A 26,129-nucleotide genomic window follows, 5' to 3' on the forward strand; every position below is an offset into this window, starting at 1 on the left:
TTGTAAGCGATGTCGGGCAGCTCTCGCCGCCCAACATCATGAATTCAGGCTGTCGTCACTTGGCCCGCCAGGCCTCGGAGAAGTCGTTCGCACCGAGCGGCGTCTGCACGTAGCCCTCGATCGACTTCGAGACGGCAACGGCAAAAGGGGTCTCGAACAGGAAGAGCAGCGGCGCGCCCTCTGCATAGACTTCCTGCATCTGCTTGTACTCGTCCTTGCGCTTGGCCGGATCGACCTCGATGTTGGACGCTTCGAACAGCGTGTTGAACTCCTGATTGTTCCAGCCCGTGCCCACGGCCTGGCGCTGCTTGTAGTAGCCGAGCCAGCCGGTCACCTGCGCCGGGTCGTTGACGTCGTTTGCCCAGCCATAGGTGTGGATGTCGAAGTCGCCGGAGCGGTTCTTCTCACCGCGGGTCGGATTGTCGACCTGTTCGACCTTGAGATTAACGCCGAGCGGCGACCACATCTGCTGCAGCGCGGTGAACAAGGTCGCGTCGTCGGCGCTGCCGGCAAGCGTCGTAAACTTCACCTCGAAGCCGCCGCCGAGACCGGCTTCGTCAAGCAGTTGCTTGGCCTTGTCTGGATTGTAGGGGTAGAGCGGCTCAGGCCCATAATGGAGCTGGGTGGCGGCCGACATCAACGACGTCATCGGTTTGCCGGTATCGAAAGTGACGAGCTTGATCAGCACGTTCTTGTCGGTGGCGTAGTTCAGCGCCTGCCGCACTTTTACATCAGCAAGCGGGTTCTTGGAGCCGTCCTTGCGTGTCTCGCGCGTATTGATCGGTGCGTAGACGATGCGGGTCGAGGGAAAGAGCTCCATCTTCAGAGCCGGATCAGCGCTGAGTTCGCCAACGCGAGCGAAAGGAATGAACTCCGCGGCATCAACTTCACCGGCCTGAAGCTTAAGGATGCGGGTGGCATCGTCTGGGATGATGACGAAATCGACCTGATCGAGATAGGGCAGCGGCTGCCCATCCGTGCCGGGCCGCCAGTAGTTGGGATTGCGTGCGAAGGTCATGCTTGAGCCCTGCACGCGGCTCTTCATCGTGAATGGGCCCGATGTGACCGGGCCGGCCTCGAAGAAGGCACGCGCCTTTTCCTGATCGTTGGCGCCGGCCGCCTTCTCGAAGGCCGCTTGCGGCATGATGCCGGTGTTGAAGGTTGCGAGGATAGAGACGATGGTCGGGTCCGGGTTCTTGAGCGCCAGCGTTACCTGATTGCCATCGGCGGAGACTTTGTCGACGGCGCCAAGCAGACCCGCCCAAGGGCCAAGCTCGGGATTGCGGGCCCGGTCAAGGGAAAACACCACGTCGGCGCCGGTCAGGGCCGACCCGTCGGAGAATTTCAGTCCGTCGCGCAGCTTGAGCTTGATCGAAAGCCCGTCGGCAGCAACGTCATAGCCCTCGGCCAACCCTGGAACGATCGAACCGTCCGGGCCGTTGCGCAGCAGCGTTTCGTATAGGCCGGTGACCATCCAGAGGTCCGGGTTGCGATCGGCATAAACAGGATCGATGACCGTGGAATCGTCATAACGCGCAAAGGTCATCGCACCGCCACGTTCGATGGCGAGCGCAGACGTGGCCGCGGCCAGCCCAAGGGCGGCACCCAGTAAGATCGGCAACAAACGTTTCATCTCTCACTCCTCCTGTTTGATCGACCGGCTAGCGCCGGCACGACGCCTCACACCAATTGGATATTGGATCCAATTTTTCCGAACGTTTTCCTTTGCGTCCGGATTGCAGCGAAGGCATTCTTGTTGTTCCCCTTTTTAAAGCGGTACTAAGCCGAGTTGATCAGCTTGCATAACCGACTTTAGCTGGACTAAAGTACAACAATAGACGCGAGTCAAGCGGAAAGAAAATCATGCCTCTCGATACCGATGAGGCGCCAGCGGCAGACGCCGGCGCCCCCCTCACCGACATGCCTGTGGCCGCAACGATCGGCCAGATGCTGCGCGCCCGCCGCAAGGAAATCGGCAAGACGATGAAGCAGGTCGCGCGTGAAGCCGGCCTCACGGAGGGCTTCATCAGCCAGATCGAAAGAGGTATTTCAACCCCCTCGCTGATCTCGCTCTACAATGTCGCCAATGCGCTCGGCACCAGCGTCGATACGTTCCTGTCGCAGCCGCCGCAGCACGCCCATTCCATTGTGTCTCACGCCGGCGAACGCCGCGGTTACAATGTCGAGACGAAGGAGCGTGTCTATGAACTGCTCGAGCGCGGCTTTCCCGGCGCCCAACTCAACGGCTGCATCACCCACATGCCGGCCGGCTACGCTTCCGAGCTGACCAGCCACGAGGGCGAGGATTTCCTCTATCTGATTGATAGGCGAAATGCTCTACGAGATCGACGGCAAGGAATATGTCCTGAAAGCGGGCGACACCCTGCACTTCCCCTCGTCGCTACCGCACCGCGCCCGCAACATCGGCGCAGGGCCGGCTCGTGAACTCTGGGTCGGCACCACGCGCATCATTGCCGAGGAATAACCCGCTCGGGGGCCTATTGTTTGCGCGGCCAGGTATCCGCGAGCCGATAGCCTGATGGCCACGGGTCGGCCGGATCGAGCATCACCTGATGTGTGCCGGTGACCCAGGCGCGACCGGAAATTTCCGGAACGATCGCTGGGCGCCCGCCAACCGTCGTTTCGCCGACGATGCGGCAATCGAACGTCGAATCGATGATCGAGTGGCCGACAAAACGCTGGCCAACCTTGATCTGCCCGCGCGCGTGAAGCACCGCCATCCGCGCGGAGCAGCCGGTGCCGGTCGGCGACCGGTCGAGCTTTGCCGGCTGGATCACCACTGTGTTGCGTCCGTGCAGGACGCCATCGCGCTCTTCCACCGGCAGCGTCAGCTGGCAGAACGAGATATGTGCCCATTCCGGGTTTTCCGGATGCGCGAAGCCGAGCTGCTCATTGGCTGCGCGCGTGATCTTGATGCCGGTCTCGGCAAGCTCGCGCGCTTCATCCGGCGTCACGGAGAAGCCGAATGTACGAGCATCGGTGATGACGAAGCTGTCGCCGCCATAGGCGGTGTCGACGGTGAGTGTGCCGAGCCCTTCCACCTCGATCTTGGCATCGAGTTTGCCGGCAAAGGACGGGACGTTGGTGACGGTGATGCGCTCGGCCTTGCCGTTGCGGCAGGTGGCAACGACATCGACGAGCCCGCCGGGCGCCTCCAGCACCATTCTCGTCTCCGGCTCCTGCATCGGCACGATGCCGCTGTCGAGCAGGACGGTCGAAACGCAGATCGAGTTGGACCCGGACATCGGCGGCGTGTCTTCAGGCTCCATGATGATGAAGCCCATAGTCGCGCGTGGATCCTTTGGCGGCACCAGCAGGTTGATGTGGCGGAAAACACCGCCACGCGGTTCGTTGAGCACAAAATTGCGCAAGGTCTGATCCTCGGCGATGAAGCGTCGCTGCTCCCACAGCGTCTTGCCCGGCGGTGGCGCAACGCCGCCGACGATGACATCGCCGACTTCACCCTCGGCGTGGCAGGAAACAATATGAATGACCTTGCTGCTGCGCATCTTTCGCCTCCACGCGATGCATGCGGACCGCATCCACATGCCATGCCTTGATATCTGTACGCCGACACTCGGGAGACTGGCTCTCTTTTCGGTGACCAAACGGCCGCCGCAGCCGACGTGGGACCAGTCATAGAAAGATTGGATCCAATATACAATCTGAAATATACGATATTTTGCGCAAAGCCGCGACCTCTGTTGCCCGACCAAGAGAATGGACCTATGACCAGAACCACAGCAGTTTCCGCACTGTCAGGGACACAAAGCCGCCGGGGTTTAGACGCGATGAAACTCGATGCCGTTGATGTCAGGCAAGCCGCTTCCGCAGCCGATATCGTCTACGAGGCATTGCGCAAGGCGATCATCGAGGGTGCGCTTGCCGAGGGGGAGAACCTGCGGCAGGACCAGATCGCCCAGATGTTCAACACCAGCCGCATCCCCGTGCGCGAAGCGCTTTCGCGCCTTGAACAGCACGGGTTGATCACGACGCAACGCTACAAAGGCGCTGTCGTTGCCGGCCTTTCGATCGAAGAGATCGAAGAGATCTTCGAATTTCGCGCTCTGCTGGAGGCGGAGGTGATCCGGCTTGCCGTGCCCAATATGGATCGAAGGACGCTCGAACTCGCCCGCAGGCATTGCGACGAGTTCGGCAAGGAATCCGATTCGGCGAAGTGGGGCGAAACCAACCGGAACTTCCACTACAGCCTCTATGAGGCCGCGCGGCGGCCTTACTACCTGCAGATCGTGCGCGCCTCGCTCGACCGCATCGATCGTTATCTGCGCGCGCAGCTGACGCTGACGGATGGCATGAAGCGCGCAGCGCGCGAGCATGAGGCGATCCTCAATGCCTGCGCCAAAGGTGACGCCGATCTGGCATCGTCGCTCACCCGGGATCACATCCTCGACGCCGGCCGTTCGCTCGTCGTTTTCCTGAAGGAGCAGAGAAGATAGGCGCCCATTCGCAGTGGCGCCGCCTCACTAGGACATGTTGCTCGCTCTCGCGTAAATTGTCGTCCAACTCTTGAACGTCCGTGGTTGACAAGGCATCAGGAACCTTGAAAAAGTGAAGCCCTATCGAGACCGGCTGCGTTGGGAGGACTTATGTCTGTGCGCGCGTTTTTCGGCCTTTCCGCTCTTCTTGTTTCTGTTTTGGCCGCCGGATATCCGGCTTTTTCGGCTGAGACCGGCCGTCAGGTCGAGATCACCCAGGACGGTGACTATTTCGGCTTCGATCTGCGAACCGAACAGAATGTCTCGCTGGATCAGTGCGAGACCGCCTGCATCGCGGACCAATCCTGCCGCGCATTCACCTACAATCCCAAGGTGAAATGGTGCTTCCTGAAGTCCGACTTCAATCAGTTGAACGACTTCCCCGGCGCCATCGCCGGCAAGATCGTCCAGGCGCAGGCCGTGCAGCCGGACCTCGGCGCGCCGCCGCGACTCTCGTTTCTCTCCGACCAGATCCTTCAGGATGCGCGCGACGCCAAGGCGAACCTTTCACTTGCCGACGATCAGCAGGGCTTCGGTGTCAACAACCTGATCGAAACGGCGCGCGCGCAGGCGGAATCGGGCATTATCGACGGTGCATTGAAGGCGTTCCAGGGCGCGCTTGCGATCACCCCTGATGACAGCGAGTTGTGGCTTGAAACGGCGCGCACGGCAAATCGCGTCACCGGCAATACCGATGTCGCGACGCAAGCCGCCCTTGCGGCGATCAACGGCTATCAGCTGACGCGGACCGCAGAAAGCCGCGCCCATGCGCTGGCCGTTCTCGCCAAGGCGCTGGAAAATGCCGAGAATTTCCGCGGCGCCCTCAATGCCTACAAGGCCAGCCTCGAACTGGTGCAATCAAAAACGGTCGAGACCGCCTACCTCGACCTGAAGGAACGCAAGCGCTTCCGCGTCATCGAAAACACCGTTGATGCCGATAGCGCCTCGCCGCGCGCCTGCGTGCAGTTTTCGGAGCAGCTACTAAAGAGCGGCGCCGACTATGCCTCCTTCGTCACACTAGACGGCGCTGCCCCGAAAGCAGTGGAAGCCAAGGGCGACCAGATTTGCGTTGAGGGTCTGTCGCATGGCCAGCGTTACAAGCTGACGCTGCGCACCGGCCTGCCCTCGTCGGTCGATGAAGTGCTTGAGGCGCCGGTCACTCTTGAGGTCTACGTCAAGGATCGCGGCCAGGTCGTGCGCTTTACCGGCGACAGCTTCGTGCTGCCCTCGACCGCGCGCCGCGGCATTCCGCTGGTTTCCGTCAACACCGACAGCGCCAAGCTCAAGCTCTACCGCATCGGCGATCGCAGCCTGGCGCAGGTGCTGCAGAACTCGCAGTTCCTGACGCAAATCGACGGCTACAGCGCCCAGCGCATTCAAGACGAAAGCGGAGAACTGGTCTGGGAAGGTTCGATCGCCATCGACAGCGTCCTCAACAAGGAAGTGGTCACCAGCTTCCCGGTCGATGAAGCATTGCCGAAGCGCAAAGCCGGCGTCTACGTGCTGACCGCAGCATCCGAAACCGGCCTCAGCCAGGATTGGGACGCCCGCGCTACCCAATGGTTCGTCGTCTCCGACATCGGCGTGTCGACCTATGCCGGCACCGACGGCCTGAACGTCTTTGCCCGATCGCTCGCAACCGCAAAGCCGATCGAAGGTGTCGAGCTGCAGCTTGTCGCCAAGAACAACGAAATCCTCGGCACGGCAACGACGGATGGCGACGGCCGCGCCACCTTCACCGCTGGTCTCATCCGCGGCACCTCCGCCCTGACCCCGGCCGTAATCACAGCCAAGAGCGGCGAAGACGACTTCGTTTTCCTCGACATGACGAGGGCGGGATTCGACCTGTCGGATCGTGGGGTCACCGGCCGTGCGGCGCCCGGCGCCATCGACGTCCTCGCCTGGACGGAGCGCGGCATCTACCGCGTCGGCGAGACGGTGCACGCGTCAGCACTTGCGCGAGACGTTAATGGCGAGGCCATCGAGAATCTGCCGCTCACCTTCGTGTTCCTGCGCCCTGACGGCGTCGAATACCGCAGGATGATCAGCGACGGCGGCAAGCTCGGCGGCCACACGCTCGATCTCGATGTTCAGGAAAACGCCATGCGTGGCACCTGGACGATGCAGATCTTCACTGATCCCAAGGCCTCGCCGATCGGCGAGAAGCAGTTTCTAGTCGACGATTTCGTGCCGGACCGCACGGAGTTCGATCTGACGAGCGAAGCAAAGGAGATCGCTGTCGGCGAACCGGTACAAGTCGTGGTCGATGGACGCTATCTCTATGGCGCACCGGCCGCCGGCCTCGAGCTTGAGGGCGAAGTGGTTCTGAAGCCGACGCGCGAAAGTGCTGCCTTCAAGGGATATTTCTTCGGCCTTGCCGACGAAGAGGCGAGCGAGGACACGCGTCTGCCGCTTGAGGACCTGACGGCTCTCGATGACGACGGCAAGTCGACCTTCGACGTGGCTTTGAGCGAAGTGCCGTCGACGACGCAACTGCTCAACGCCAATGTCACCGTGCGGATGCGCGAGGCCGGCGGTCGCGCCGTCGAACGATCCTTGACGCTGCCGGTAAAGCCGGAAGGCGCGATGATCGGCATCAAACCCGAGTTTTCGGGCGACCTTCAGGAAAACTCCGTCGGCAAGTTCCGCGTGATCGCCATCGACCCCGACGGTGCCAGGGCCGCCATGCCGGGTGCGCTCTGGAAGCTGATCAGCGTCGAGCGCAACTATCAATGGTACCGAGACGGAACCGCCTGGAAATACGAGCCGGTGGTCACCACCAAGCAGGTTGCGAACGGCACGCTCGACGTGACCGCCGATGGAGGCGAGATCGCCGTGCCCGTCGGCTGGGGCCGCTACCGTCTCGAAGTCGAGACGGCGGCCCTCGACGGACCGACATCGAGCGTCGAATTCGATGCCGGCTGGTATGTCGCATCGACATCGACCGAAACGCCCGATGGCCTCGAAATCGCGCTCGACAAGGAAAACTACGCCGTCGGCGAAACCGCCAAGCTCAAGGTTTCACCGCGTTTTGCCGGTGAACTGCTGGTAACCGTCGGCACGGAAGGCCTGATCACGACAAAGAGCGCGACGATTGTCGCCGAGGGTGGCGAGATCGATTTGCCCGTCACCGCCGATTGGGGGGCCGGCGCCTATGTCACCGCGACACTCTATCGGCCTGGTGATGCACAGGAAAGCCGCATGCCTATGCGCGCGATTGGCATCAAATGGCTGACCGTTGATCCCGCTGAGCGCAAGCTTGCCGTGGCCATCGAAGCGCCCGAAAAGACCGAACCGCGCAAGCCGCTCGATATCAGCCTGCAGGTGGCAGGGGCCGGCGCCAACGAAGAAGCCTATGTCACGATTGCCGCGGTCGACGTCGGCATCCTGAACCTGACCCGCTATGAAGCTCCGGATCCTGCCGCCTGGTATTTCGGCCAGCGCCAGCTCGGGCTCGAAATGCGCGATCTCTACGGTCGCTTGATCGATGGCTCGCTTGGGGCGACCGGCAAATTGCGCACCGGCGGCGACGGCGGCCAGGTCGCGCTGCAGGGAAGCCCGCCCACCGAAAAGCTGGTGGCGTTCTTCGAAGGTCCGGTGAAGCTCGACGCCGATGGCAAGGCGACCGTCAGCTTCGATATTCCGCAGTTCAACGGCACGGCGCGGATCATGAGCGTCGCCTGGACGAAGTCCGGCGTCGGCCATGCTGTCCGCGACGTCGTCATCCGCGACCCGATCGTCGTGACGGCGAGCCTGCCGCGCTTCCTTGCGCCGGGAGACCGCGCCGAACTGCGGCTCGACATCGCAAACACCGACGCTCCGGCCGGTGACTACCAAGTACAACTGACCACCAACGGACCGGTGACGGTGGAACAGACCGGCGCCAGCGAAACGGTACGCCTCGAACAGGGCGGCAAATCGGTTCTGACGCTGCCGCTGGTCGGCCAACACACAGGCGACGGGCTCGTTACTGTCCAGCTCACCGGCGCCTCCGGACTTTCGCTCGAACAGGCGCTCAACATTCCGGTGCGCCCGGCCACACTGCCGGTCACGCAGCGACAGGTGGTCAACCTTGCGGCGGGCAGCAGCCTGACGATCGACGGCCAGTTGCTGGCAGACAGCGTGCTCCAGGGCGCGTCGGTTTCGCTGAGCGTCACCCGGTCTGCGGCCTTCGACATTCCCGCCATCCTGATGGCGCTCGACCGCTACCCCTATGGCTGCACCGAGCAGACGACGAGCCGGGCGCTGCCGCTTCTCTATATGAGTGAATTGGCCAAGCAGTCCGGCCTTCCCGATGACGGCGAAGTGACCAAGCGGGTGCAGGAAGCGATCTACCGCGTGCTCTCCAACCAGTCGTCGTCCGGCAGCTTCGGCCTGTGGGGGCCGGGCTATGGGGACCTCTGGCTCGACGCCTATGTCACCGACTTCCTGACACGCGCACGTGAACAGAAGTACGACGTGCCTGAGGCAGCGATGGTGCAGGCACTGGAAAACCTGCAGAACGGCCTCGGCTATGACACCAATGTCAAGGATCGCGGCAACGAGATCGCCTATGCGCTCTATGTGCTCGCACGCAACCGCAAGGCCGCCGTCAACGACATCCGCTATTACGCCAACACGCTGATCAATGATTTCCCGACGCCATTGGCCAAGGCTCAGGTCGCAGCGGCGCTGGCGCTCTACGGCGATGCCCAGCGGTCACAGGAAATCTTTGCGTCCTCGGCCAACATGTCGACCGGCCTCGTCAATGTCAGCCTGTCGCGTTCCGACTACGGTTCTTCGCTGCGCGACGACGCGGCCGTCCTGGCTCTGGCCGCCGAAAGCCGTCCGGTTCCGCCGATCATTCCGGAACTGTCGAAGATCGTGGCACGGCAATGGGAGCAGAAGAAATATACCAGCACGCAGGAACAGGCCTGGATGCTGCTTGCCGCCCGTGCCGTTCAGGGCGGCGACGAGGGCATGCTGCTTGACGTCAATGGCGCGTCGAAGACCGGCGGCTACGCCGCGCGGATGCCCGGCGATGCGCTTCTGTCTCATCCGGTGGTGATCAAGAACGAGGGGGCGGACGCCGTCTCTGCGGTGGTCACCACGGTTGCTGCCCCGGCTCAGCCACTGTCGGCCGGCGGTGACGGCTTTGCCATCGAGCGCACTTATTACACACTCGATGGTGCCGAAGCCAATGTCAGCCAAGCCAGGCAGAACGAGCGCTATGTCGTGGTGCTGAAGGTCACCGAAACCAACGATTGGCCGTCCCGCGTGCTTGTTTCGGACCTTTTGCCGGCCGGTTTCCAGATCGATAACCCGAGCCTGGTCGACAGCGCCCAGCTGACGAACTTCGAATGGCTCGGCGAGATTACCGCGACGCATACGGAGTTCCGCAACGATCGCTTCGTCGCCGCCTTCGACCGCGCTACCGGCGATAGCCGCGAGCTGACGCTCGCCTATGTCGTCCGCGCGGTGAACCCCGGTGTCTACGATCATCCTGCCGCAAGCGTCGAAGACATGTACCGGCCGCAGTTCTCGGCGCGCACCGCGACAGGGCGTATGGAGGTTCTGGCAGCCCAATAGGCCCGATAATGTCGATAAGGCAAAAATTGCTGATCGCGATCCCCGTCGGCCTGTTGCTGACGGGGCTGTCTGCCTTTGCGCTCGACAAGGCTGACCAGGCATTTCCGCCGCCACTGGGAGCGGCTGGCATCGTGTCTCGCGAGGTTCTCGACGTCGACGGCCAATTGCTCAGGGCCTTTGCAACACCTGACGGTCTCTGGCGGCTGAACACGACTGTCGGTGACGTCGACCCGCAGTTTCTGCGGATGCTGGTTGCCTATGAGGACCAGCGGTTTCGCGAGCACGCCGGCATCGACTTCCTGGCGCTCGGCCGCGCCGCGCTGCAGTTCGTCACCAACGGCCGCATCGTTTCCGGCGCCTCCACCCTTTCGATGCAGGTGGCGCGGCTGATCGAACCGCGCGAACAACGAAGCATTGCGGCCAAGCTGCTTCAGATTGCGCGCGCGATCCAGATCGAGCGTCGGCTGTCCAAGGACCAGATTCTCGACCTTTATCTCAGCCACGCACCCTATGGCGGCAATCTTGAGGGGGTGCGCGCCGCAAGCCTGGCCTGGTTCGGCAAGGAGCCGAAGCGACTATCTGTAGGCGAAGCCGCGCTGCTGGTGGCGCTGCCGCAATTGCCGGAAAAGCGCCGGCCGGACCGCAACCACGCCGCAGCCGAAGCTGCCCGCAAGCGCGTCCTGACTCGGATGGCGGTTGCCGACGTGATCGGCGAAGGCGAAGCTGAACGGGCCGCGATGACGGCCATTCCGAACCGCCGCCTTCAGTTGCCGGCCTATGCCGCCCATCTGGCCGAGACGGCGCTGCGCAAGCAACCGACGGCCGTGCAGCATCACACGACGCTGCGCCGCAATGTCCAGCGCGGCCTCGAAGCGGTTGCGCGCGAGGGAGCGGCCAAACTGGGACCGAGAGTGTCCGTCGCCATGATCATGGCCGACGCACGCACGGGCGAGATCATCGGCGAAGTCGGCTCGGCCGATTATTTCGACGCGAGCCGCTCGGGCTGGATCGATATGACGCGGATCACCCGCTCGCCCGGTTCGACGCTAAAACCCTTCATCTACGGTCTCGCCTTCGAGGAGGGCCTGGTCAGCCAGGAAACCATTATCGAGGATCGACCGGCCGATTTCTTCGGTTACCGCCCGCGCAATTTCGACATGAGCTACCAAGGCGACGTCAGCGTGCGCCAGGCGTTGCAACTGTCGCTCAACGTTCCGGCCATTCGCCTGCTCGACGTCGTCGGCCCTGCCCGGCTGATGGTCAGGTTCCGCCGCGCCGAGGTGAAGCCTGTGCTGCCCGCAGGCGAGGCACCCGGGCTGGCAATCGGCCTTGGCGGGGTCGGCCTGACGCTGCGCGATCTCGTGCAGCTCTATGCTGGTCTTGCCAATCGCGGCTTCCCGGTGCGGCTCGGCGATGGCATCACCGGCACGGCCGGTCTGATCGACGGCGAACCGCTGCTTTCGCCCGTTTCCGCCTGGCATGTCTCGGATGTGCTCTCGGCCGTCTTGCCGCCGGCGGGAAGCCGGCAGCGCGGCATCGCCTACAAGACCGGCACCAGCTATGGCTATCGCGACGCCTGGTCGGTCGGCTACGACGGCCGTTATGTGCTCGGGGTCTGGGTCGGGCGGCCGGACAATGGCGCCGTTCCGGGGCTGACCGGCTATGGCGCGGCCGCGCCCATTCTTTTTGAAGGCTTTGCCAAATCCGGATTGCCGATCACGCCGCTGCCGGATGCACCGCCGGGCGCTGTGCGCATCTCCCAAATCGAGCTGCCGATCAGCCAGCGCCGCTTCTCGATGACCGCAAGCGGCCTCGTCAACGCCTCGGCGCGCGAGCCGGCGCCACAGATCGTCTTTCCGCCCGAGGGCGCGCGTGTCGAACTTGGCATCGACCATGAGACCATGTCACCGCTTACTTTGAAGCTGCAGGGCGGCCGCGCGCCCTTCCGGTGGCTCGCAAATGGCAAGCCGTTGCCCGATCCGACCCGCCGGCGGACGACGCAATGGCAGCCCGATGGCGCCGGCTATTCCACCCTCACGGTCATCGACGCCGTGGGTCGGGCCGCCAGCGTGCGCGTCTTTATCGAATAGATGAGACCCTCAGTCGGCTGCAGTTTGCGCACGTCGCTCGACCCGGCGTGAACGGTCAGAATACCGCCGAGGCGCCCGACTGTCCGCGTATGGAGGGTTACGGTGCATCCCGCCAACGGGTCTCACCGCATCCACTCCTTCGGATCAATGGCAACCGGTAGTGGAATGACCAAATTTGCGACCAGCACCGCGTAAGATTGACGAAATAGTAGTTCTATCAGGAGAGGTTGCAGTCGCTCACGCTGTTTGCATCGCCTCCGCACGCGAACCTGTTTATGGTTGCGGACAATTGCTGATATCAATGAAGGATTGCTGAAATGTCGAAGGCCATGAACGTCATCGTTGCCGACGACCATGCCATCGTTCGCGAAGGCTTGAAGATGCTACTTTCGACGATGGCGGGCATATCTGTGGTTGCCGAGGCCGCCGACGGCGAAGCCGTGTTGGCGCTTGCGAGAAGTGAGCCGGCAGACCTTCTGACCCTCGATCTCGGCATGCCGGGCGTGGCAGGCATCCAGTTCATCGCCGACATCAGGGAACTGGCTCCGAGAATGAAGATCCTAGTGCTGACCGCCAATATCGAACCGCGAACGGTCCGCGCCGCCATAGATGCGGGCGCAAGCGGTTATCTCACGAAGAACGGCGACCCGGCCGAGCTTGCCTCTGCCGTTGACGCGCTTGGCGCCAACGAAATCTACCTCGCACAATCGATACGCTTTGCCGTCAGCCACCCGGAGCGACGGACCTTGCCGTCCGCGACCGACGAAGCGCTTTCGCCCATTCCCCTGACCCGGCGGGAGATGCAGATCCTTTCGCTCGCGGCTCAGGGCCTGACGGCTCGCGAGATTGCCGAACGGCTTGGCATCAGCCCGCTCACCGCGCGCAAGCACCGCGAAAACCTGATGCGCAAGCTCAGCCTGCATAGCGCTGCCGAACTCGCCGCCTACGCTGTGCGCATCGGCCTGCCCATTGGCTGAAATCCGCATGCCGCGCCGGCTCCAGCGGTGACATTCCCTTAACCACCACATCATTGGCCGCAGGTTCGAGGCTCCGAAATACGGCACCTGCCGTATGTCGCCGATCTACAACCAAGCGTAGTTCTCTGCCGACCCGATTCCGCACCGACGGGGTCGGGCCGAATGCCACGCTGCCGGAGGGGCAGCCGGCAAACCGGAGGAACTGCGATGCCCTCGATCGAGCACTGGATTTCGTTTGCGGTCGCTACGGCGATCTTTGCCTGCATGCCGGGGCCCGCCATTCTCTACATGACGGCGCAGACCTTGGCGCATGGCCGCAAAGCCGGTTTTTTGGCCGCATTCGGCATCCATATCGGCTGCTATGTGCATATTGCAGCCGCAACCCTCGGGCTTGCCGCCCTTCTCAGCCATGCACCGTTTGTCTATGCGGCAATCAAACTTGCCGGCGCCGTCTATCTGGTCTGGCTTGGCGGCATGATGCTGCTCGGCATCGGCAAGCATGATACGCATAAGACCGATGCCAAGCCCGGCGTGCTGCGCGACAGCATCCTCGTCGAAATCCTCAACCCGAAGACGGCCTTGTTCTTCGTGACGTTCCTGCCGCAATTCGTCGACCCCGCAGCGGCAATGCCAGTCTCGCTGCAGTTCCTGGTCTTCGGCATGCTGGTCAATCTGGCGTTGTCGGCCGCTGATGTCGCCGCTGTGATACTCGCATCCCTGACCCTTGGTCGCTTCACCGGCCAGAGCAGCCTGGTCCCGCGGGCATGCGGTTCGATCCTCATCGGCCTCGGCATGATGCTGGCAACGCAGTCCGTCTGACACGAGGGGTCTTGCGATCAAACCCTTTCCTATCCCGATTGTTTCGGCGATGATATCCGGGCCTTGAACGTCAGCGCAAAGCTCGAAGTCCTTCGGATGCCATCGCAAGGCTATGGATGACGTCCGTGCGAGAGGAAAACGGTCGCATGCTCAGCCCTGCCGAGATTTCGCAAGCAGCCGAGAGCCTTCACCAGGCCGAAATCGATCGCAGCCAGGTCGGCCTGTTGTCCCTCAAACATCCGGGGATGACGATAGACGACGCCTATGCGGTTCAATCCGCCTGGGTGCGGCGCAAGCGGGACCTCGGCCGACGGATCATCGGCTTCAAGATCGGGTTGACGTCAAAGGCCATGCAGCAGGCGCTTGATATCGACACACCGGATTCCGGCGTGCTGTTCGACGACATGCTGTTCGAGGATGGTGCAACCATTCCCGCCGATCGCTTCATCCAGCCTCGCGTAGAGGCCGAAATCGCCTTCGTGATGAAGGCGCCGCTCAAAGGGCCGCGCGTCACCATCCTGAACGTGCTCAACGCCACCGACTTCGTGATCCCCGCGCTGGAGATCCTCGACACCCGCATCGTCAGACGCGATCCCGAGACACAGCAGGCCCGAGGGATCGCCGATACGATCGCCGACAATGCGGCCAATGCCGGGCTGATCCTTGGCGGACGACCGATGCGCCCCGACGCGGTCGATATGCGCTGGATGGGCGCCATCCTCTCGCGCAACGCCGAAGTGGAAGAAACTGGATTGGGGGCGGGCGTTCTCAATCATCCCGCCCATGGCATCGCCTGGCTCGCCAACCGCTTGGCGCAGTATGGCGACGCGATCGAACCGGGCCAGATCGTGCTTTCCGGCTCGTTCGTGCGTGCGGTGGAGGCGCGCAGCGGCGACACTTTCGTTGCCGATTTCGGCAATCATGGCACAGTCAGCTGCCACTTCGCCCAAAGCGCCGCCTGACCCAGCGGCACCAATGTCTTAGGCACCCTATCCTCGCGTGCTATTGTACCAGGATTGCGCGGAAATCATTGACATTCGTGCCGGTCGGCCCGGGCTTGAAGATATCGCCGAGCGCGTCGAAGGCACTCCAGCTATCATTCCGCTGTAGGAGTGCTGCGGCGTCGAGCCGCTGTGCGGCGAGCCGGGCGATCGTCGTTCCGTCGGCGAAGGCGCCGGCATTGTCCTCGGAACCGTCGATGCCATCGGTATCGGCGGCAAGCGCCGAAACGCCAATGGCGCCATCAATGCCAAGGGCCAGCGACAGCAGGAACTCGCTGTTGCGTCCGCCCTTGCCTGCCCCGCGCATGGTAACGGTCGTCTCGCCGCCGGAAAGAACGACAACGGGCTTCGCGAAGGGGCGGCCGCGGCCTGCGACCTCACGGGCGATTGCCGCGTGAACACTGCCGACGTCACGCGCCTCGCCTTCGATTGCGTCGGAGAGAATGATTGCCTCGATGCCGGCCTCCCGCGCCTTGGCGGCAGCCGCCTCGAGCGAGACGGAAGCGGATGCGATCAGGCGTACTTCGTTGGCAGCGAAACGCGGGTCGGACGGCGACGGCGCATCGGCAGCCGGATCGGCGAGCCACGCCAGAACCTTTTCGGGCAATTGCAAGCCATAGCGCTCGATGATCTTCAGGGCGTCGGCACGAGTGCTTGCGTCGGGCAGGGTCGGGCCGGAGGCGACCAGCGCCGGGTCATCGCCGGGAATATCAGATACGATGAGTGAAACGACCTTCGCCGGATAGGCCGCGGCCGCGAGCCGGCCACCCTTGATCAATGAGACGTGCTTGCGCACCGCATTCATGGCGCTGATCGGCGCGCCCGAGGCGAGCAGCGCCCGGTTGACGGCGACTTCATCGTCCAGCGAAAGGCCTGGAGGTGGTGACGGCAGCAGGGCCGATCCACCACCGCAGACAAGAGCAACGACCAGATCGTCTTCCGACAGGCCGCTGACCTCGGCGATCAAGCGCCGAGAGGCCTGCAGACCGCTTTCATCCGGCAGCGGATGCGATGCTTCCAGCACCTCGATACGCTGGCAAGGGGCTGCGTAGCCGTAGCGGGTGACGACGACGCCGGAAAGCGGACCATCCCAATGTCGCTCGAAGGCCTGCGCCATCTGTGCCGCACCCTTGCCGGCGCCGACGACCACGGTCCGGCCCTTCGGCCGCTCCGGCAGGTTGGCGGCAATCACCAGTGCCGGGTCGGCAGCGGCAACCGCCGATGTGAACAGCGTTTCCAGAAACGTGCGCGGATCGGCAATGGCTGCCATGTCTCTCCCCTTCATCCAAGATCTCGGGCGGCGGCTCCTCCTTCCGCCGCCCGGAGGCACGATCGGCAGACGGAACGGGCCGCCGGTCGATCATGCGTATTTTCATGCTGTCGTAGCGGTGCTTCAGGCGACCTGATGGTTCGCCATGCGCTCAAGGGCACGCACCAGGCCGGAATGGTCAAGCCCGCTGTCACCATTGGCGGCGCAGTTGTTGAACAGCTCCTGCGTCGCTGCCGTGTTCGGTAGCGAGATGCCGAGGGATTTTGCGCCCTGCAGCGCCAGGTTCAGATCCTTCTGGTGCAGCGAGATGCGGAAGCCCGGATCGAAGGTGCGCTTGATCATGCGATCGCCATGCACTTCGAGAATGCGCGAGGAGGCAAAACCACCCATCAATGCTTCGCGAACCCGCGCCGGATCGGCACCGGCCTTCGACGCGAAGACGAGCGCCTCGGACACCGCTTCGATCGTCAGCGCGACGATGATCTGGTTGGCGACCTTGGTCACCTGGCCATCACCACAATCGCCAACGAGCGTGATGTTCTTGCCCATCAGCTGGAACAACGGCAAGGCCCGGTCGAAGCTCTCCTGAGAGCCGCCGGCCATGATCGAAAGCGAACCGTTCTTGGCACCGACTTCGCCGCCGGAGACTGGCGCGTCGACGTATTCCGCACCGGTTTCGCGGATCTTTTTGGCGAACTCCTTGGTCTCGATCGGCGAGATCGAGCTCATGTCGATGACCAACTTGCCCTTGGAAAGGCCGTAGGCGACGCCGTTCTCGCCGAAGATAACGTCCTTCACTTCAGGGGTGTCCGGCAGCATCAGGATGATCGTGTCGACCGCCTCGGCAAGTGCCTTCGGCGTCTCGACAAACGTCAGGCCATTGTCGAGCAGTTCCTGCCGCGGCGGGATCGCAAATTTCGAAGTGATGATCGTATGCCCGGCATCCTGCAGATGGCGTGCCATCGGCGTACCCATGATGCCCAGTCCAATAAAGCCGATCGTTGCCATTGTGCTTAACTCCTGATCTTGATGATATCTGCGGATTGCGTGCGCTTGCGCTCGGCGCCAAGCCAGCCAAGGCCCTCGGCCGTGGTCGTGCGCGGCTTGTATTCGCAGCCGATCCAACCGTCGTAGCCCGCCTCTTCGAGCGCATCGAAGACGTAGGGATAGTTGATCTCGCCCGTACCCGGTTCGTTGCGGCCCGGGTTATCGGCAAGCTGGACATGGGCGATGCGGCCGGCAAAGCGCCTGTAGGTACCGATGAGTTCGCCTTGCGTGCGCTGCTGATGGTAGAGGTCGTACTGGATGAAGAGGTTGTCGCTGCCGACCTCGTCGATGATCGAAGCGGCCTGCTCGACCGTGTTGAGGTAGAAGCCGGGAATATCGAAGTGGTTGATCGGCTCGATCAGCAGGCAAATGCCCTGCTTGCCCAGTTCGCTCGCGGCGAGCTTGAGGTTGGCGACCAGCGTGGTGCGCAGCACGGCTTCCGAGACCCCGTCCGGCGCAATGCCGACCAGGCAGTTGACCTGTTTGCAATCAAGCGTGGTCGCATAGTCGATGGCGCTCGCCACGCCCTTGCGGAACTCGTCGATCCGGTCGGGAAGGATGGCGATGCCGCGCTCGCCGCCGGCCCAGTTGCCGGCCGGCAGGTTGTGCAGCACTTGTTTCAGGCCGTAACGCTGCAACTCGGCGCGCAGGCTGACCTTCTCGAACTCGTAGGGGAAGAGATACTCGACACCTTCGAAGCCGGCTTTTGCAGCAAGGGCAAAACGATCGAGGAACGGCGCCTCGGTAAACAGCATTGTCAGGTTCGCAGCGAACTTCGCCATGCGATTTTTCCTCCTTGTGATAGTTTTCAATCGAGAAGCGCTTCGATCGCGGTCGGTGCATCTTCGCCACGCGCCGCCAGTTCCTCGAACTCGACGACGGCGTTGATGTCCGCACCCATGGCGATGTTGGTGACGCGCTCGAGGATGAACTCGATGACGACGGGAACCTGGTGCTCATCCATCAGGGCGCGTGCCCGGTCGAACGCTTCCTGGAACTCGTTGGGGCTGCGCACCCGGATCGCCTTGCAGCCGAGACCCTCGGCGACGGCGACATGGTCGACGCCATAGCCCTTCTCCGCGTCTTCAGACGCATTGATGTTGTCGAAGGCGAGGCTGACTTCGAAATCCATGTTGAAGCCGCGCTGCGCCTGGCGGATGAGGCCGAGGTAGGAATTGTTCACGACGACATGCAGGTAGGGCAGCTTGTGCTGGGCGCCGACCGCCAGTTCCTCGATCATGAACTGGAAATCATAGTCGCCGGAAAGTGCTACGATCGGCCGATCGGGATCGGCGGCACGCACGCCAAGGGCAGCCGGCAGGGTCCAGCCGAGCGGGCCGGCCTGGCCGCAATTGATCCAGTTGCGCGGCTTGTAGACGTGCAGGAACTGCGCGCCGGCGATCTGGCTGAGGCCGATGGTCGAGACATAGCAGGTGTCGCGGCCGAAGGCCTTGTTCATCTCTTCATAGACGCGCTGCGGCTTTAGCGGCGTCTGGTCGAAATGGGTCTTGCGCAGCATGGTCCGCTTGCGCTCGCGGCATTCTTGCGCCCAGCCCGACCAGTCGCGCAGCTTGCCGGCGGTCTTCCATTCCGTCGCAACGTCAAGGAAAAGCTTCAGCGCTGCCCCCGCGTCTGAGACGACGCCGAAATCCGGCGCGAAGACGCGTCCGATCTGCGTCGGTTCGATATCGACGTGAACGAACTTTCGACCCTCGGTATAGGTCGGTATGTTGCCGGTGTGGCGGTTTGCCCAACGGTTGCCGACGCCGAGCACGAAGTCGGAGGCGAGCATGCTGGCATTGCCGTAGCGATGCGACGTCTGCAGGCCGCACATGCCGGCCATCAGCGGATGATCGTCCGGGATCGTGCCCCAGCCCATCAGTGTCGGAATGACCGGGATACCGGTGATCTCGGCAAATTCGGTCAAGAGATCCGAGGCGTCGGCATTGATGATGCCGCCACCGGCAACGATCAACGGCCGCTCGGCCTCGTTCAGCATCGCAATGACCTTCTCGGCCTGCGCGCGCGTCGCCTTCGGCTTGTAGGGCTCGAGCGGCTCATACGTCTCGGGATCGAATTCGATCTCGGCCAGCTGAACGTCGACCGGCAGGTCGATCAGCACCGGTCCGGGCCGCCCGGAGCGCATCAGGTGAAAAGCCTTCTGGAAGACGAACGGCACCAGCGCCGGCTCCATGACGGTGACAGCCCACTTGGTGACGGGTGCTGCGATCTTGGAGATATCGACGGCCTGGAAATCCTCCTTGTCCAGGCGGGCGCGCGGCGCCTGCCCGGTGATGCAGAGGATCGGGATCGAGTCGGCGGAAGCCGAGTAAAGGCCGGTGATCATGTCGGTGCCGGCCGGGCCTGACGTGCCGATGCAAACGCCGATGTTGCCGTGCTTGGCGCGGGTGTAGCCTTCCGCCATATGCGAGGCGCCCTCTACGTGGCGGGCAAGGATGTGGCGAACCGAGCCGCGCGCCCTCAGAGCGGAATAAAACGGATTGATTGCCGCACCGGGCACGCCGAAGGCACAATCGATGCCCTCTTTCTCAAGAACGTAAACAGCCGCATCAACGGCACGCATCTTAGCCATGGGAACTCCTCCTATTTGATGAGACGATACCCCATTGTCATCAATGTTCAACATTTAAATGGAATTCATTTCCATCAGATGGAAATAAACATCTTCAAGAATTTCGAAACAATCAATCCTGGTCCTGCTAGAGGATGATAGGAATGACTCGGCTGCTGGAGGATGGATCATGGATGCGACAGGCAAGGGAAAACGCGGCCGAAAGGCGGGCGAAAACGCAGCGCCCGGCTCCGTGCAGGTGCTCGACCGTAGCCTGACGCTGCTGGCGGTCGTTGCCGAAAGCGACGGCTCGACATTGACGAACTTGTCCGATGTCACAGGCATGGCGCCATCGACCGTGCACCGGCTGCTGACGTCTCTGGCCAACCACGGCATGGTGATGAACGACCCCGACACCGGCGCCTGGACGATCGGCCTCAAGGCATTCGAGATCGGCAACGCCTATCTGCGCTTCCGCAAGCTCGGCACCATCAGCCGTCCGTTTCTGAAACAGCTGATGGAAGAAAGCGGTGAGACTGCCAATATCGGCATCGAAGAAGGCGGCGATGTCGTCTTCATCTCGCAGGTGGAAAGCCATGCCCCGATGCGGGCCTTCTTCCGCCCCGGCCGGCGCGGGCCGATCCATGCCTCCGGAATCGGCAAGGCGATCCTGTCGACCTGGGCCGACAAGGATGTCGCGCATCTGCTGGCTGGACGCGACCTGGCGCATTTCACCGACAAGACACGCGACAACCTGTCGGCGCTGCTGCAGGACATCCAGAAGATCCGCCAGCGCGGCTGGTCGATCGACGACGAGGAACACACGCTCGGCATGCGCTGCGTGGCAGCGCCGATCTTCAACGAATATGGGGAAACGATCGCCGGGATCTCGATCTCAGGACCATCCGTGCGCGTCAATGACGACAAGCTCTTAGTGCTGGGACCGGTCGTGCGCGAGCGCGCCGATGCCTTGACCCGGGCCATGGGCGGCAAGCGCCCCGAAGATCTCTGATAAGGAGATCTTTGACAAGAAAGCCTCCCCTTGTGGGGGGAGGCTTGCGTACGCGGCGTTGAGTTGGAACGTTCAGCGTCGAACGTTGGGAGACCAGGCTTCCGCGATGGTTCAGACCGTCTCGAGTTTCCGGCCGCCCGTGGCTTCTGTCTCGGCTGCCTGGTTGCTGGCACGATGTTTCATCGGCTTGCCGGCAACATAGGTTTCGGCCACCGATCGGTCGTCGCCCATCGTCTGCAGGATGAAGAGTTCCTCGGCGAGCGTCTTGGCCACGCGCATTCTCAGCTCCATCGACGGCTTGGCGCGACTGTCGAGCACGACGATATCGGCGTCGGCGCCGATATGCAGCGAGCCGATGCGGTCGTCGAGATCGAGCGCCCGCGCGTTGCCGAGCGTCATCATGTAGAACGAGTTGAACGGCGAAAGCCGCTGACCCTGCAGATGAAGAACCTTGTAGGCCTCATCCATGGTTTCCAGCATCGAGAAGCTGGTGCCGGCGCCGACGTCGGTTGCCACCGACCAGCGCGCGCCGAGTTTGTCGAAACGGTCGCGGTCAAAGAGGCCCGAACCGAGGAACAGGTTCGAGGTCGGGCAGAAAGTGCCGACGGCGCCGGTCTCGGCGAGAACCGAGATCTCGCGATCGCTGAGGTAAATGCAGTGCCCGAGCAACGTCTTGCGGGTCAAAAGATCGTAGCGTGCATAGATGTCGGTATAGTCCTTCGCTTCCGGGTAGAGCGACGTCGCGAAAGCGATCTCGTCCTTGTTTTCGGACAGATGCGTCTGGACGTAGCATTCGGGATGTTCGGCGACGAGCGCCCGGCTCATCTCCATCTGTTCCGGCGTCGAGGTGATGGCGAAACGCGGGCTGATGGCGTAGTGGGCGCGGCCGCGGCCGTGCCACTTGCCGATCAGTTGCTTCGTCTCGTCATATCCGAGTTGAGGCGTGTCGCGCAGCGCATCGGGCGCATTGCGATCCATCATTACCTTGCCGCCGATCATCAGCATGCCGCGGCTTTCCGCAGCGCCGAAGTAGGCATCGACACTCTCCGGATGCACCGAACAATAGGCAACGGCCGTGGTGGTGCCGTTGGAAAGCAGCTCGTCCATGAACCGGCCGGCGATGAATTGAGCATGCTCCGGCTGGCGGAACTTTTGTTCCTCGACGAAAATGTAGGTGTTCAGCCATTCGAGCAATTGCGCACCATAGGAGGCGATCGCCTGCGTCTGCGGGAAATGCAGATGCGTGTCGATCAGGCCCGGCAACACCAGGTTCGGTCGATGATCGGCAACCTTGACCGCTGGCCCGGCCCTGCGGGCAACATCCGAATGCTCGCCGATATCGGCAACCTTGCCGTTGCGCACCAGAACGGCGCCATCTTCGAAGTAGCGATAGGAGGCGTGGTCGTCGATGCCTTTGGGCGCCTCGACAAACGTCAGCACGCGGCCGCGGATCAGCAAATCGGTCATTGAACCTTCTCTCCCTTTACGACCGTCTCATACCAGGCGACGAGGAGCTTGCGCTCCTCGTCCGATATGCCGGTGACATTGGCCGGCGGCATCGCGTGCGAACGGCCGGCTTGCAGATAGATTTCGCGTGCGTGCGCGGCGATCTCGCCGTCGGTCTCCAGCGTCACGCCCTTCGGCGGCACGACCAGCCCTTCCCAGCCGGGCTCCTTGGCGTGGCACATGGAACAGCGGCCAAGCACAGTGTCGCGAACCTTCGGAAAGGCCTCGGCGGTAACGAACGGCTGCTGCGCCGCCGAAACCTTCGCCTCCTCGTCGCCGCTCAGGATCTTCGGCACGGTCGACAGCCACATGATGACAATGAAGAGCAGCGCGGTCGCAAGCCACGTCCAGGTCGGATTGCCCTTGTCGGCATGACGGGTGTTGAAATAGTGGCGGATGGTGACGCCCATCAGGAACACCAGCGAGGCGATGATCCAGTTGTACTGGGTGCCGAAGGCCAGCGGATAATGGTTCGACAGCATCAGGAACAGCACAGGCAGCGTCAGGTAGTTATTGTGCGTGGAACGCTGCTTGGCGATGACGCCGTATTTGGCGTCCGGCGTGCGGCCGGCGATCAGGTCGGCAACGACGATCTTCTGGTTCGGGATGATGATGAAGAAGACGTTTGCCGACATGATCGTCGCGGTGAAGGCGCCGAGATGCAGGAAGGCGGCGCGGCCGGTGAAAAGCTGCGTATAGCCCCAGGCCATGCCGACGAGGATGAAATACAGGAGCACCATCAGCTTGGTGTTGTCGCGGCCGGCCGGCGACTTGCAGATCGTGTCATAGACAAGCCAGCCGAAGCCGATCGAGGCCAGCGAAATGGCGATCGCCGTCGTCTTCGACACGTCGAGGACATTGGGGTCGATCAGATAAAGGTCAGCGCCGGCGTAATAGACCATGCACAGCATGCCGAAACCGGAAAGCCAGGTGACGTAGGATTCCCATTTGAACCAGATCAGGTGCTCCGGCATGTTTGATGGAGCCACCAGATACTTCTGGATATGATAGAAGCCGCCGCCGTGGACCTGCCATTCCTCGCCATAGGCTCCAACAGGCAGATCGGGTCTTTTCTTCAGGCCAAGATCGAGCGCGACGAAATAAAACGACGAACCGATCCATGCGATACCGGTGATGACGTGTAGCCATCTCATGGCAAAGGTGAGCCAATCCCAGGCTATGGCATACTCGTACATGCAATTCTCCCATTTCTCCGTGGCGCATTATGTGTCATTGCTGGAGGCCGCGGGAACGTCGCTGGTTCACCAACACTTTCAAAAAAATCTATAAAATCGCGACGGAATGGATGCGTTAGATAGGGCCCGGAGGAGAGATCGGGAGGCATGTCATATCTGGACAATGTTCGCGTCTTCGTACGCGTCGTAGAGCTTGGAACCCTGTCGGCAGCTGGTCGCGACCAGCGCGTAACGCCGGCGGTTGCCAGCAATAGAATCAAAGAGTTGGAGCGCCACATGGGCGTTCGGCTGTTCAATCGGACGACACGCAAGCTGACCCCGACGGAGCACGGCCGTGTGTTCTACGACGGTGCCGTCAAGATTCTCGAAGCTGTCAATGAGGCGGAGAACGCCATCGCGGATCTGTCGCACAATCCGAAGGGTGCACTGAAGATTACCGCTCCGTTGGGGATAGGTCGGCGGCTGATCGCCTCGGGCATTCCGGAGTTTCACGACAAATATCCGGATATCGAGGTGCGGCTCAGGCTCTCCGACCACAATGTCGATATCCTGTCGGAAGGCGTCGATGTCGCCTTCAAGCTCGGCATCCTCGAAGATTCGAACCTGCGCATGCGTGGCATCATGAACTGCGAGCGCGTCGTCTGCGGCGCACCCGCCTATTTCGAGAAGCGCGGCGTGCCGCAAACGCCCGACGAGCTTATCGCCGACAAGCATGACTGTCTGCTGCTGCGCTATCCCGGTTCCAAGGAGTACTTCTGGACATTGCAGACGTCTGAGGGTGTCAGGAAGCTCGAAGTGACCGGGCCTTACGATTCGGATGATGGCGATGTGTTGACCCAATGGGCGCTCGATGGTCGCGGCATCATCAACAAGCCTCTCTTCGAGGTGAAGAGCTACATCAACACCGGCGAGCTGGTGCCAATCCTTGCCTCGACACCGCCGCTCGGCGTGCAACTGGCGGCCATCTATCCGCACAAGCGCTTCCAGGACCCGAAGGTTCGGCTGATGATCGACTATATGGCGGAGCGCTGTCAGCGGCTGATCGGCAAGATGCTCGCCTGACAGCCCCGCCTAAAACAGCGCTCTGCTTGATCGGTTAAGGCACGAGCACGATCTTACCGGTCGTGCTTCGTGTTTCCATGGCACGGTGCGCCTCTGCCGCCTGATCCAACGGAAACCGACCACCCAGATGGACCTTGAGCCGCCCGTCCTCCACGCGACGAAACAGATCGCCGAGATCGGTTTTCAGGGCGGACGGCGTGAGCAACGGCAATAGAGCGAACCCACGCAGGGATTGATTGCCCGAAAGCATTTGTTCGACGTCAGCGGCTTCGAGTTCGAAGCGACCCATCGCGCCGAAGACGAGCTCACCGCCTTGCGCCAGAACACCAAGCGCGGATTTGGTGAAGGATCCGCCGACCATGTCGTAGATCGTCTCGACTGACCCACCCGCCAGATGCTGTCCAAGCTCCGACTGCCAATCCGCTGCCTTGTAGTCGATTGCAAGGTCCGCGCCGAGCGAGCGTGTGAACGCGACCTTCTCGCCGCCGCCCGCAAGCGCGATTACCGTTTTTGCACCCGCCTCTCTTGCAAGCTGAATGAGCAGCGAGCCGACACCGCCGGCCGCAGCAGTCACCAGCACGGTCTTTCCCTGCGGATTGCTTTGCCGAACGAGATGAAGCGCCGTCAGCCCCTGGATCATCAGCGCTGTCGCCACTTCGAACGAAACGTCGCCGGGGATCGGCACGAGTGCGTCAGCGTCGATCGCGACATATTCGGCGCACCCGCCCGCCCCGCGGCCGAAGGCGAACATCGGCACGGCGACACGCGTGCCGACCGCCGGCGTTTTCACGCCTTCGCCCTGCGCCTCGACAATGCCCGCGACCTCGACACCCGGCACCATCGGCAAACCAGGCTTCACCGCATATCGATCCTGCCGCATCAGAACTTCGAAGAAATTGAGTCCGATCGCCCCGACCCGCACCAGCACTTCGCCGTGCGCGGGCACCGGCTTCGGCATATCGATCAGCTCAAGGACTTCAGGGCTCCCGAAGGAGCGGTACTGGATTGCTTTCATGGATCTCGACCTCATTTGACTGGCTTTGATCCATAGATAGCCTTAGGCTCCCGTTCGGCTCTACACACCCTTTTGTTCCATACTGACCGGTTGGTAACCATGGCCGATATCATCAAGAGACTGCCGTCACTGCCATCCGAGCGTGCGCTCAAGGTGATCTCCGGGCGATGGAAGGCAGTGATCCTCTATCACCTGTTCGACGGTCCGAGGCGCCTTTCGGAGTTGCGACGGCTTGTGCCGGCCGTCAGCCAGAAAGTCCTGATCCAGCAGCTTCGCGAAATGGAGGAACATGGCCTCGTTCATCGCGAGATCTTTCGCGAAGTGCCGCCAAGGGTGGAATATTCGGCAACGGCGCTTGGCCACAGCCTCGAGCCGGTCCTGCTTGCCCTGTGCGAATGGGGCCAGCGTCACGCCGAAGAACTGGGTGAATTCGACCAGGTCGGCGATTGCATCATCCGGCCGCGCCAAAGCGCCTGA

At 62.3% G+C, this 26,129-nt stretch carries 19 protein-coding genes; 10 read left to right on the forward strand and 9 right to left on the reverse strand.

What is annotated here, in order from left to right; all coding sequences use genetic code 11:
- Nucleotides 1-55: 55 nt before the first annotated feature.
- Nucleotides 56-1,633 (reverse strand): ABC transporter substrate-binding protein, encoded by a 1,578-nt coding sequence (locus ASD03_RS31755; RefSeq protein ID WP_025428614.1) that lies wholly within the window; start codon nucleotides 1,631-1,633, stop codon nucleotides 56-58.
- Between the two features lie 230 nt (nucleotides 1,634-1,863).
- Here ASD03_RS31755 and ASD03_RS31760 point away from each other — a divergent pair, with 230 nt between their 5' ends.
- Entirely contained in the window at nucleotides 1,864-2,445 is a 582-nt protein-coding gene (locus tag ASD03_RS31760; RefSeq protein WP_082557453.1) for a helix-turn-helix transcriptional regulator, read from the forward strand.
- Between the two features lie 53 nt (nucleotides 2,446-2,498).
- On the opposite strand, the gene ASD03_RS31765 is transcribed toward ASD03_RS31760, so the two are convergent.
- Nucleotides 2,499-3,530, reverse strand: coding sequence for a proline racemase family protein (locus ASD03_RS31765; RefSeq protein ID WP_057218117.1), 1,032 nt, complete (start codon nucleotides 3,528-3,530; stop codon nucleotides 2,499-2,501).
- A 282-nt stretch (nucleotides 3,531-3,812) separates the two neighbouring features.
- On the opposite strand from ASD03_RS31765, the gene ASD03_RS31770 reads away from it, so the two are divergent.
- The 6 genes from ASD03_RS31770 to hpaH all read left to right on the forward strand — a co-directional run bounded on the left by ASD03_RS31770 (nucleotide 3,813) and on the right by hpaH (nucleotide 14,933).
- Nucleotides 3,813-4,478 (forward strand): GntR family transcriptional regulator, encoded by a 666-nt coding sequence (locus ASD03_RS31770; RefSeq protein ID WP_025428611.1) that lies wholly within the window; start codon nucleotides 3,813-3,815, stop codon nucleotides 4,476-4,478.
- A gap of 156 nt (nucleotides 4,479-4,634) precedes the next feature.
- The gene (locus ASD03_RS31775; RefSeq protein WP_057218304.1) at nucleotides 4,635-10,085 is read left to right on the forward strand and encodes an alpha-2-macroglobulin family protein; all 5,451 of its coding nucleotides are present in this window, start codon (nucleotides 4,635-4,637) and stop codon (nucleotides 10,083-10,085) included.
- Between the two features lie 8 nt (nucleotides 10,086-10,093).
- Entirely contained in the window at nucleotides 10,094-12,175 is a 2,082-nt protein-coding gene (gene pbpC, locus ASD03_RS31780) for a penicillin-binding protein 1C (RefSeq protein ID WP_057218119.1), read from the forward strand.
- A 317-nt stretch (nucleotides 12,176-12,492) separates the two neighbouring features.
- Nucleotides 12,493-13,152, forward strand: coding sequence for a response regulator transcription factor (locus tag ASD03_RS31785; protein WP_057211243.1), 660 nt, complete (start codon nucleotides 12,493-12,495; stop codon nucleotides 13,150-13,152).
- Nucleotides 13,153-13,359: 207 nt separating this feature from the next.
- Nucleotides 13,360-13,971, forward strand: coding sequence for a LysE family translocator (locus tag ASD03_RS31790; protein WP_057218121.1), 612 nt, complete (start codon nucleotides 13,360-13,362; stop codon nucleotides 13,969-13,971).
- A 146-nt stretch (nucleotides 13,972-14,117) separates the two neighbouring features.
- Nucleotides 14,118-14,933 carry a 2-oxo-hept-4-ene-1,7-dioate hydratase gene (hpaH, locus tag ASD03_RS31795; RefSeq protein ID WP_057218123.1) on the forward strand — a complete coding sequence of 272 codons (816 nt, stop codon included), beginning with the start codon at nucleotides 14,118-14,120 and terminating at the stop codon, nucleotides 14,931-14,933.
- A 40-nt stretch (nucleotides 14,934-14,973) separates the two neighbouring features.
- On the opposite strand, the gene ASD03_RS31800 is transcribed toward hpaH, so the two are convergent.
- The 4 genes from ASD03_RS31800 to gcl all read right to left on the reverse strand — a co-directional run bounded on the left by ASD03_RS31800 (nucleotide 14,974) and on the right by gcl (nucleotide 19,882).
- Nucleotides 14,974-16,242: a glycerate kinase gene (locus tag ASD03_RS31800; RefSeq protein ID WP_025428605.1), complete on the reverse strand. Its 1,269-nt coding sequence runs from the start codon at nucleotides 16,240-16,242 to the stop codon at nucleotides 14,974-14,976.
- A gap of 123 nt (nucleotides 16,243-16,365) precedes the next feature.
- Nucleotides 16,366-17,250: a 2-hydroxy-3-oxopropionate reductase gene (gene glxR, locus ASD03_RS31805; RefSeq protein ID WP_057218124.1), complete on the reverse strand. Its 885-nt coding sequence runs from the start codon at nucleotides 17,248-17,250 to the stop codon at nucleotides 16,366-16,368.
- A gap of 5 nt (nucleotides 17,251-17,255) precedes the next feature.
- On the reverse strand, nucleotides 17,256-18,071 hold the full coding sequence (hyi, locus tag ASD03_RS31810; RefSeq protein WP_057218126.1) for a hydroxypyruvate isomerase: 816 nt from the start codon (nucleotides 18,069-18,071) through the stop codon (nucleotides 17,256-17,258).
- A gap of 26 nt (nucleotides 18,072-18,097) precedes the next feature.
- A complete protein-coding gene (gene gcl / locus ASD03_RS31815) occupies nucleotides 18,098-19,882 on the reverse strand; it encodes a glyoxylate carboligase (protein ID WP_057218128.1) in 1,785 nt (594 codons plus the stop codon).
- 169 nt (nucleotides 19,883-20,051) lie between these two features.
- Here gcl and ASD03_RS31820 point away from each other — a divergent pair, with 169 nt between their 5' ends.
- Complete coding sequence (locus ASD03_RS31820; protein ID WP_025428601.1) at nucleotides 20,052-20,873, forward strand: IclR family transcriptional regulator; 822 nt, start codon at nucleotides 20,052-20,054, stop codon at nucleotides 20,871-20,873.
- Between the two features lie 111 nt (nucleotides 20,874-20,984).
- Here the strand turns inward: ASD03_RS31820 and guaD are convergent, their stop codons facing one another.
- Entirely contained in the window at nucleotides 20,985-22,340 is a 1,356-nt protein-coding gene (gene guaD, locus ASD03_RS31825) for a guanine deaminase (RefSeq protein WP_057218131.1), read from the reverse strand.
- Nucleotides 22,337-23,575, reverse strand: coding sequence for a urate hydroxylase PuuD (locus tag ASD03_RS31830; protein ID WP_057218133.1), 1,239 nt, complete (start codon nucleotides 23,573-23,575; stop codon nucleotides 22,337-22,339). Before ASD03_RS31830 ends, guaD begins: the two co-directional genes overlap by 4 nt.
- A gap of 147 nt (nucleotides 23,576-23,722) precedes the next feature.
- On the opposite strand from ASD03_RS31830, the gene ASD03_RS31835 reads away from it, so the two are divergent.
- Complete coding sequence (locus ASD03_RS31835) at nucleotides 23,723-24,637, forward strand: LysR family transcriptional regulator (RefSeq protein ID WP_057218135.1); 915 nt, start codon at nucleotides 23,723-23,725, stop codon at nucleotides 24,635-24,637.
- 34 nt (nucleotides 24,638-24,671) lie between these two features.
- On the opposite strand, the gene ASD03_RS31840 is transcribed toward ASD03_RS31835, so the two are convergent.
- Nucleotides 24,672-25,652 carry a zinc-binding dehydrogenase gene (locus ASD03_RS31840; RefSeq protein ID WP_057218137.1) on the reverse strand — a complete coding sequence of 327 codons (981 nt, stop codon included), beginning with the start codon at nucleotides 25,650-25,652 and terminating at the stop codon, nucleotides 24,672-24,674.
- A 99-nt stretch (nucleotides 25,653-25,751) separates the two neighbouring features.
- Between ASD03_RS31840 and ASD03_RS31845 the strand changes: the two genes are divergently transcribed.
- The gene (locus ASD03_RS31845; protein ID WP_057218139.1) at nucleotides 25,752-26,129 is read left to right on the forward strand and encodes a helix-turn-helix domain-containing protein; all 378 of its coding nucleotides are present in this window, start codon (nucleotides 25,752-25,754) and stop codon (nucleotides 26,127-26,129) included.

The organism is Ensifer sp. Root127, assembly GCF_001425225.1.
GTDB classification, from domain to species: domain Bacteria; phylum Pseudomonadota; class Alphaproteobacteria; order Rhizobiales; family Rhizobiaceae; genus Ensifer; species Ensifer canadensis.

Excerpts from the sequence above, each read along its gene's own strand:
- glxR (WP_057218124.1), bottom strand. The coding sequence starts at position 17,250 with ATGGCAACGATCGGCTTTATTGGACTGGGCATCATGGGTACGCCGATG.
- guaD (WP_057218131.1), bottom strand. The coding sequence starts at position 22,340 with ATGACCGATTTGCTGATCCGCGGCCGCGTGCTGACGTTTGTCGAGGCG.
- pbpC (WP_057218119.1), top strand. The coding sequence starts at position 10,094 with ATGTCGATAAGGCAAAAATTGCTGATCGCGATCCCCGTCGGCCTGTTG.
- ASD03_RS31765 (WP_057218117.1), bottom strand. The coding sequence starts at position 3,530 with ATGCGCAGCAGCAAGGTCATTCATATTGTTTCCTGCCACGCCGAGGGT.
- hyi (WP_057218126.1), bottom strand. The coding sequence starts at position 18,071 with ATGGCGAAGTTCGCTGCGAACCTGACAATGCTGTTTACCGAGGCGCCG.
- ASD03_RS31770 (WP_025428611.1), top strand. The coding sequence starts at position 3,813 with ATGAAACTCGATGCCGTTGATGTCAGGCAAGCCGCTTCCGCAGCCGAT.
- hpaH (WP_057218123.1), top strand. The coding sequence starts at position 14,118 with ATGCTCAGCCCTGCCGAGATTTCGCAAGCAGCCGAGAGCCTTCACCAG.
- ASD03_RS31845 (WP_057218139.1), top strand. The coding sequence starts at position 25,752 with ATGGCCGATATCATCAAGAGACTGCCGTCACTGCCATCCGAGCGTGCG.
- ASD03_RS31785 (WP_057211243.1), top strand. The coding sequence starts at position 12,493 with ATGTCGAAGGCCATGAACGTCATCGTTGCCGACGACCATGCCATCGTT.
- ASD03_RS31755 (WP_025428614.1), bottom strand. The coding sequence starts at position 1,633 with ATGAAACGTTTGTTGCCGATCTTACTGGGTGCCGCCCTTGGGCTGGCC.
- gcl (WP_057218128.1), bottom strand. The coding sequence starts at position 19,882 with ATGGCTAAGATGCGTGCCGTTGATGCGGCTGTTTACGTTCTTGAGAAA.
- ASD03_RS31840 (WP_057218137.1), bottom strand. The coding sequence starts at position 25,652 with ATGAAAGCAATCCAGTACCGCTCCTTCGGGAGCCCTGAAGTCCTTGAG.
- ASD03_RS31800 (WP_025428605.1), bottom strand. The coding sequence starts at position 16,242 with ATGGCAGCCATTGCCGATCCGCGCACGTTTCTGGAAACGCTGTTCACA.
- ASD03_RS31760 (WP_082557453.1), top strand. The coding sequence starts at position 1,864 with ATGCCTCTCGATACCGATGAGGCGCCAGCGGCAGACGCCGGCGCCCCC.
- ASD03_RS31820 (WP_025428601.1), top strand. The coding sequence starts at position 20,052 with ATGGATGCGACAGGCAAGGGAAAACGCGGCCGAAAGGCGGGCGAAAAC.
- ASD03_RS31830 (WP_057218133.1), bottom strand. The coding sequence starts at position 23,575 with ATGTACGAGTATGCCATAGCCTGGGATTGGCTCACCTTTGCCATGAGA.
- ASD03_RS31790 (WP_057218121.1), top strand. The coding sequence starts at position 13,360 with ATGCCCTCGATCGAGCACTGGATTTCGTTTGCGGTCGCTACGGCGATC.
- ASD03_RS31835 (WP_057218135.1), top strand. The coding sequence starts at position 23,723 with ATGTCATATCTGGACAATGTTCGCGTCTTCGTACGCGTCGTAGAGCTT.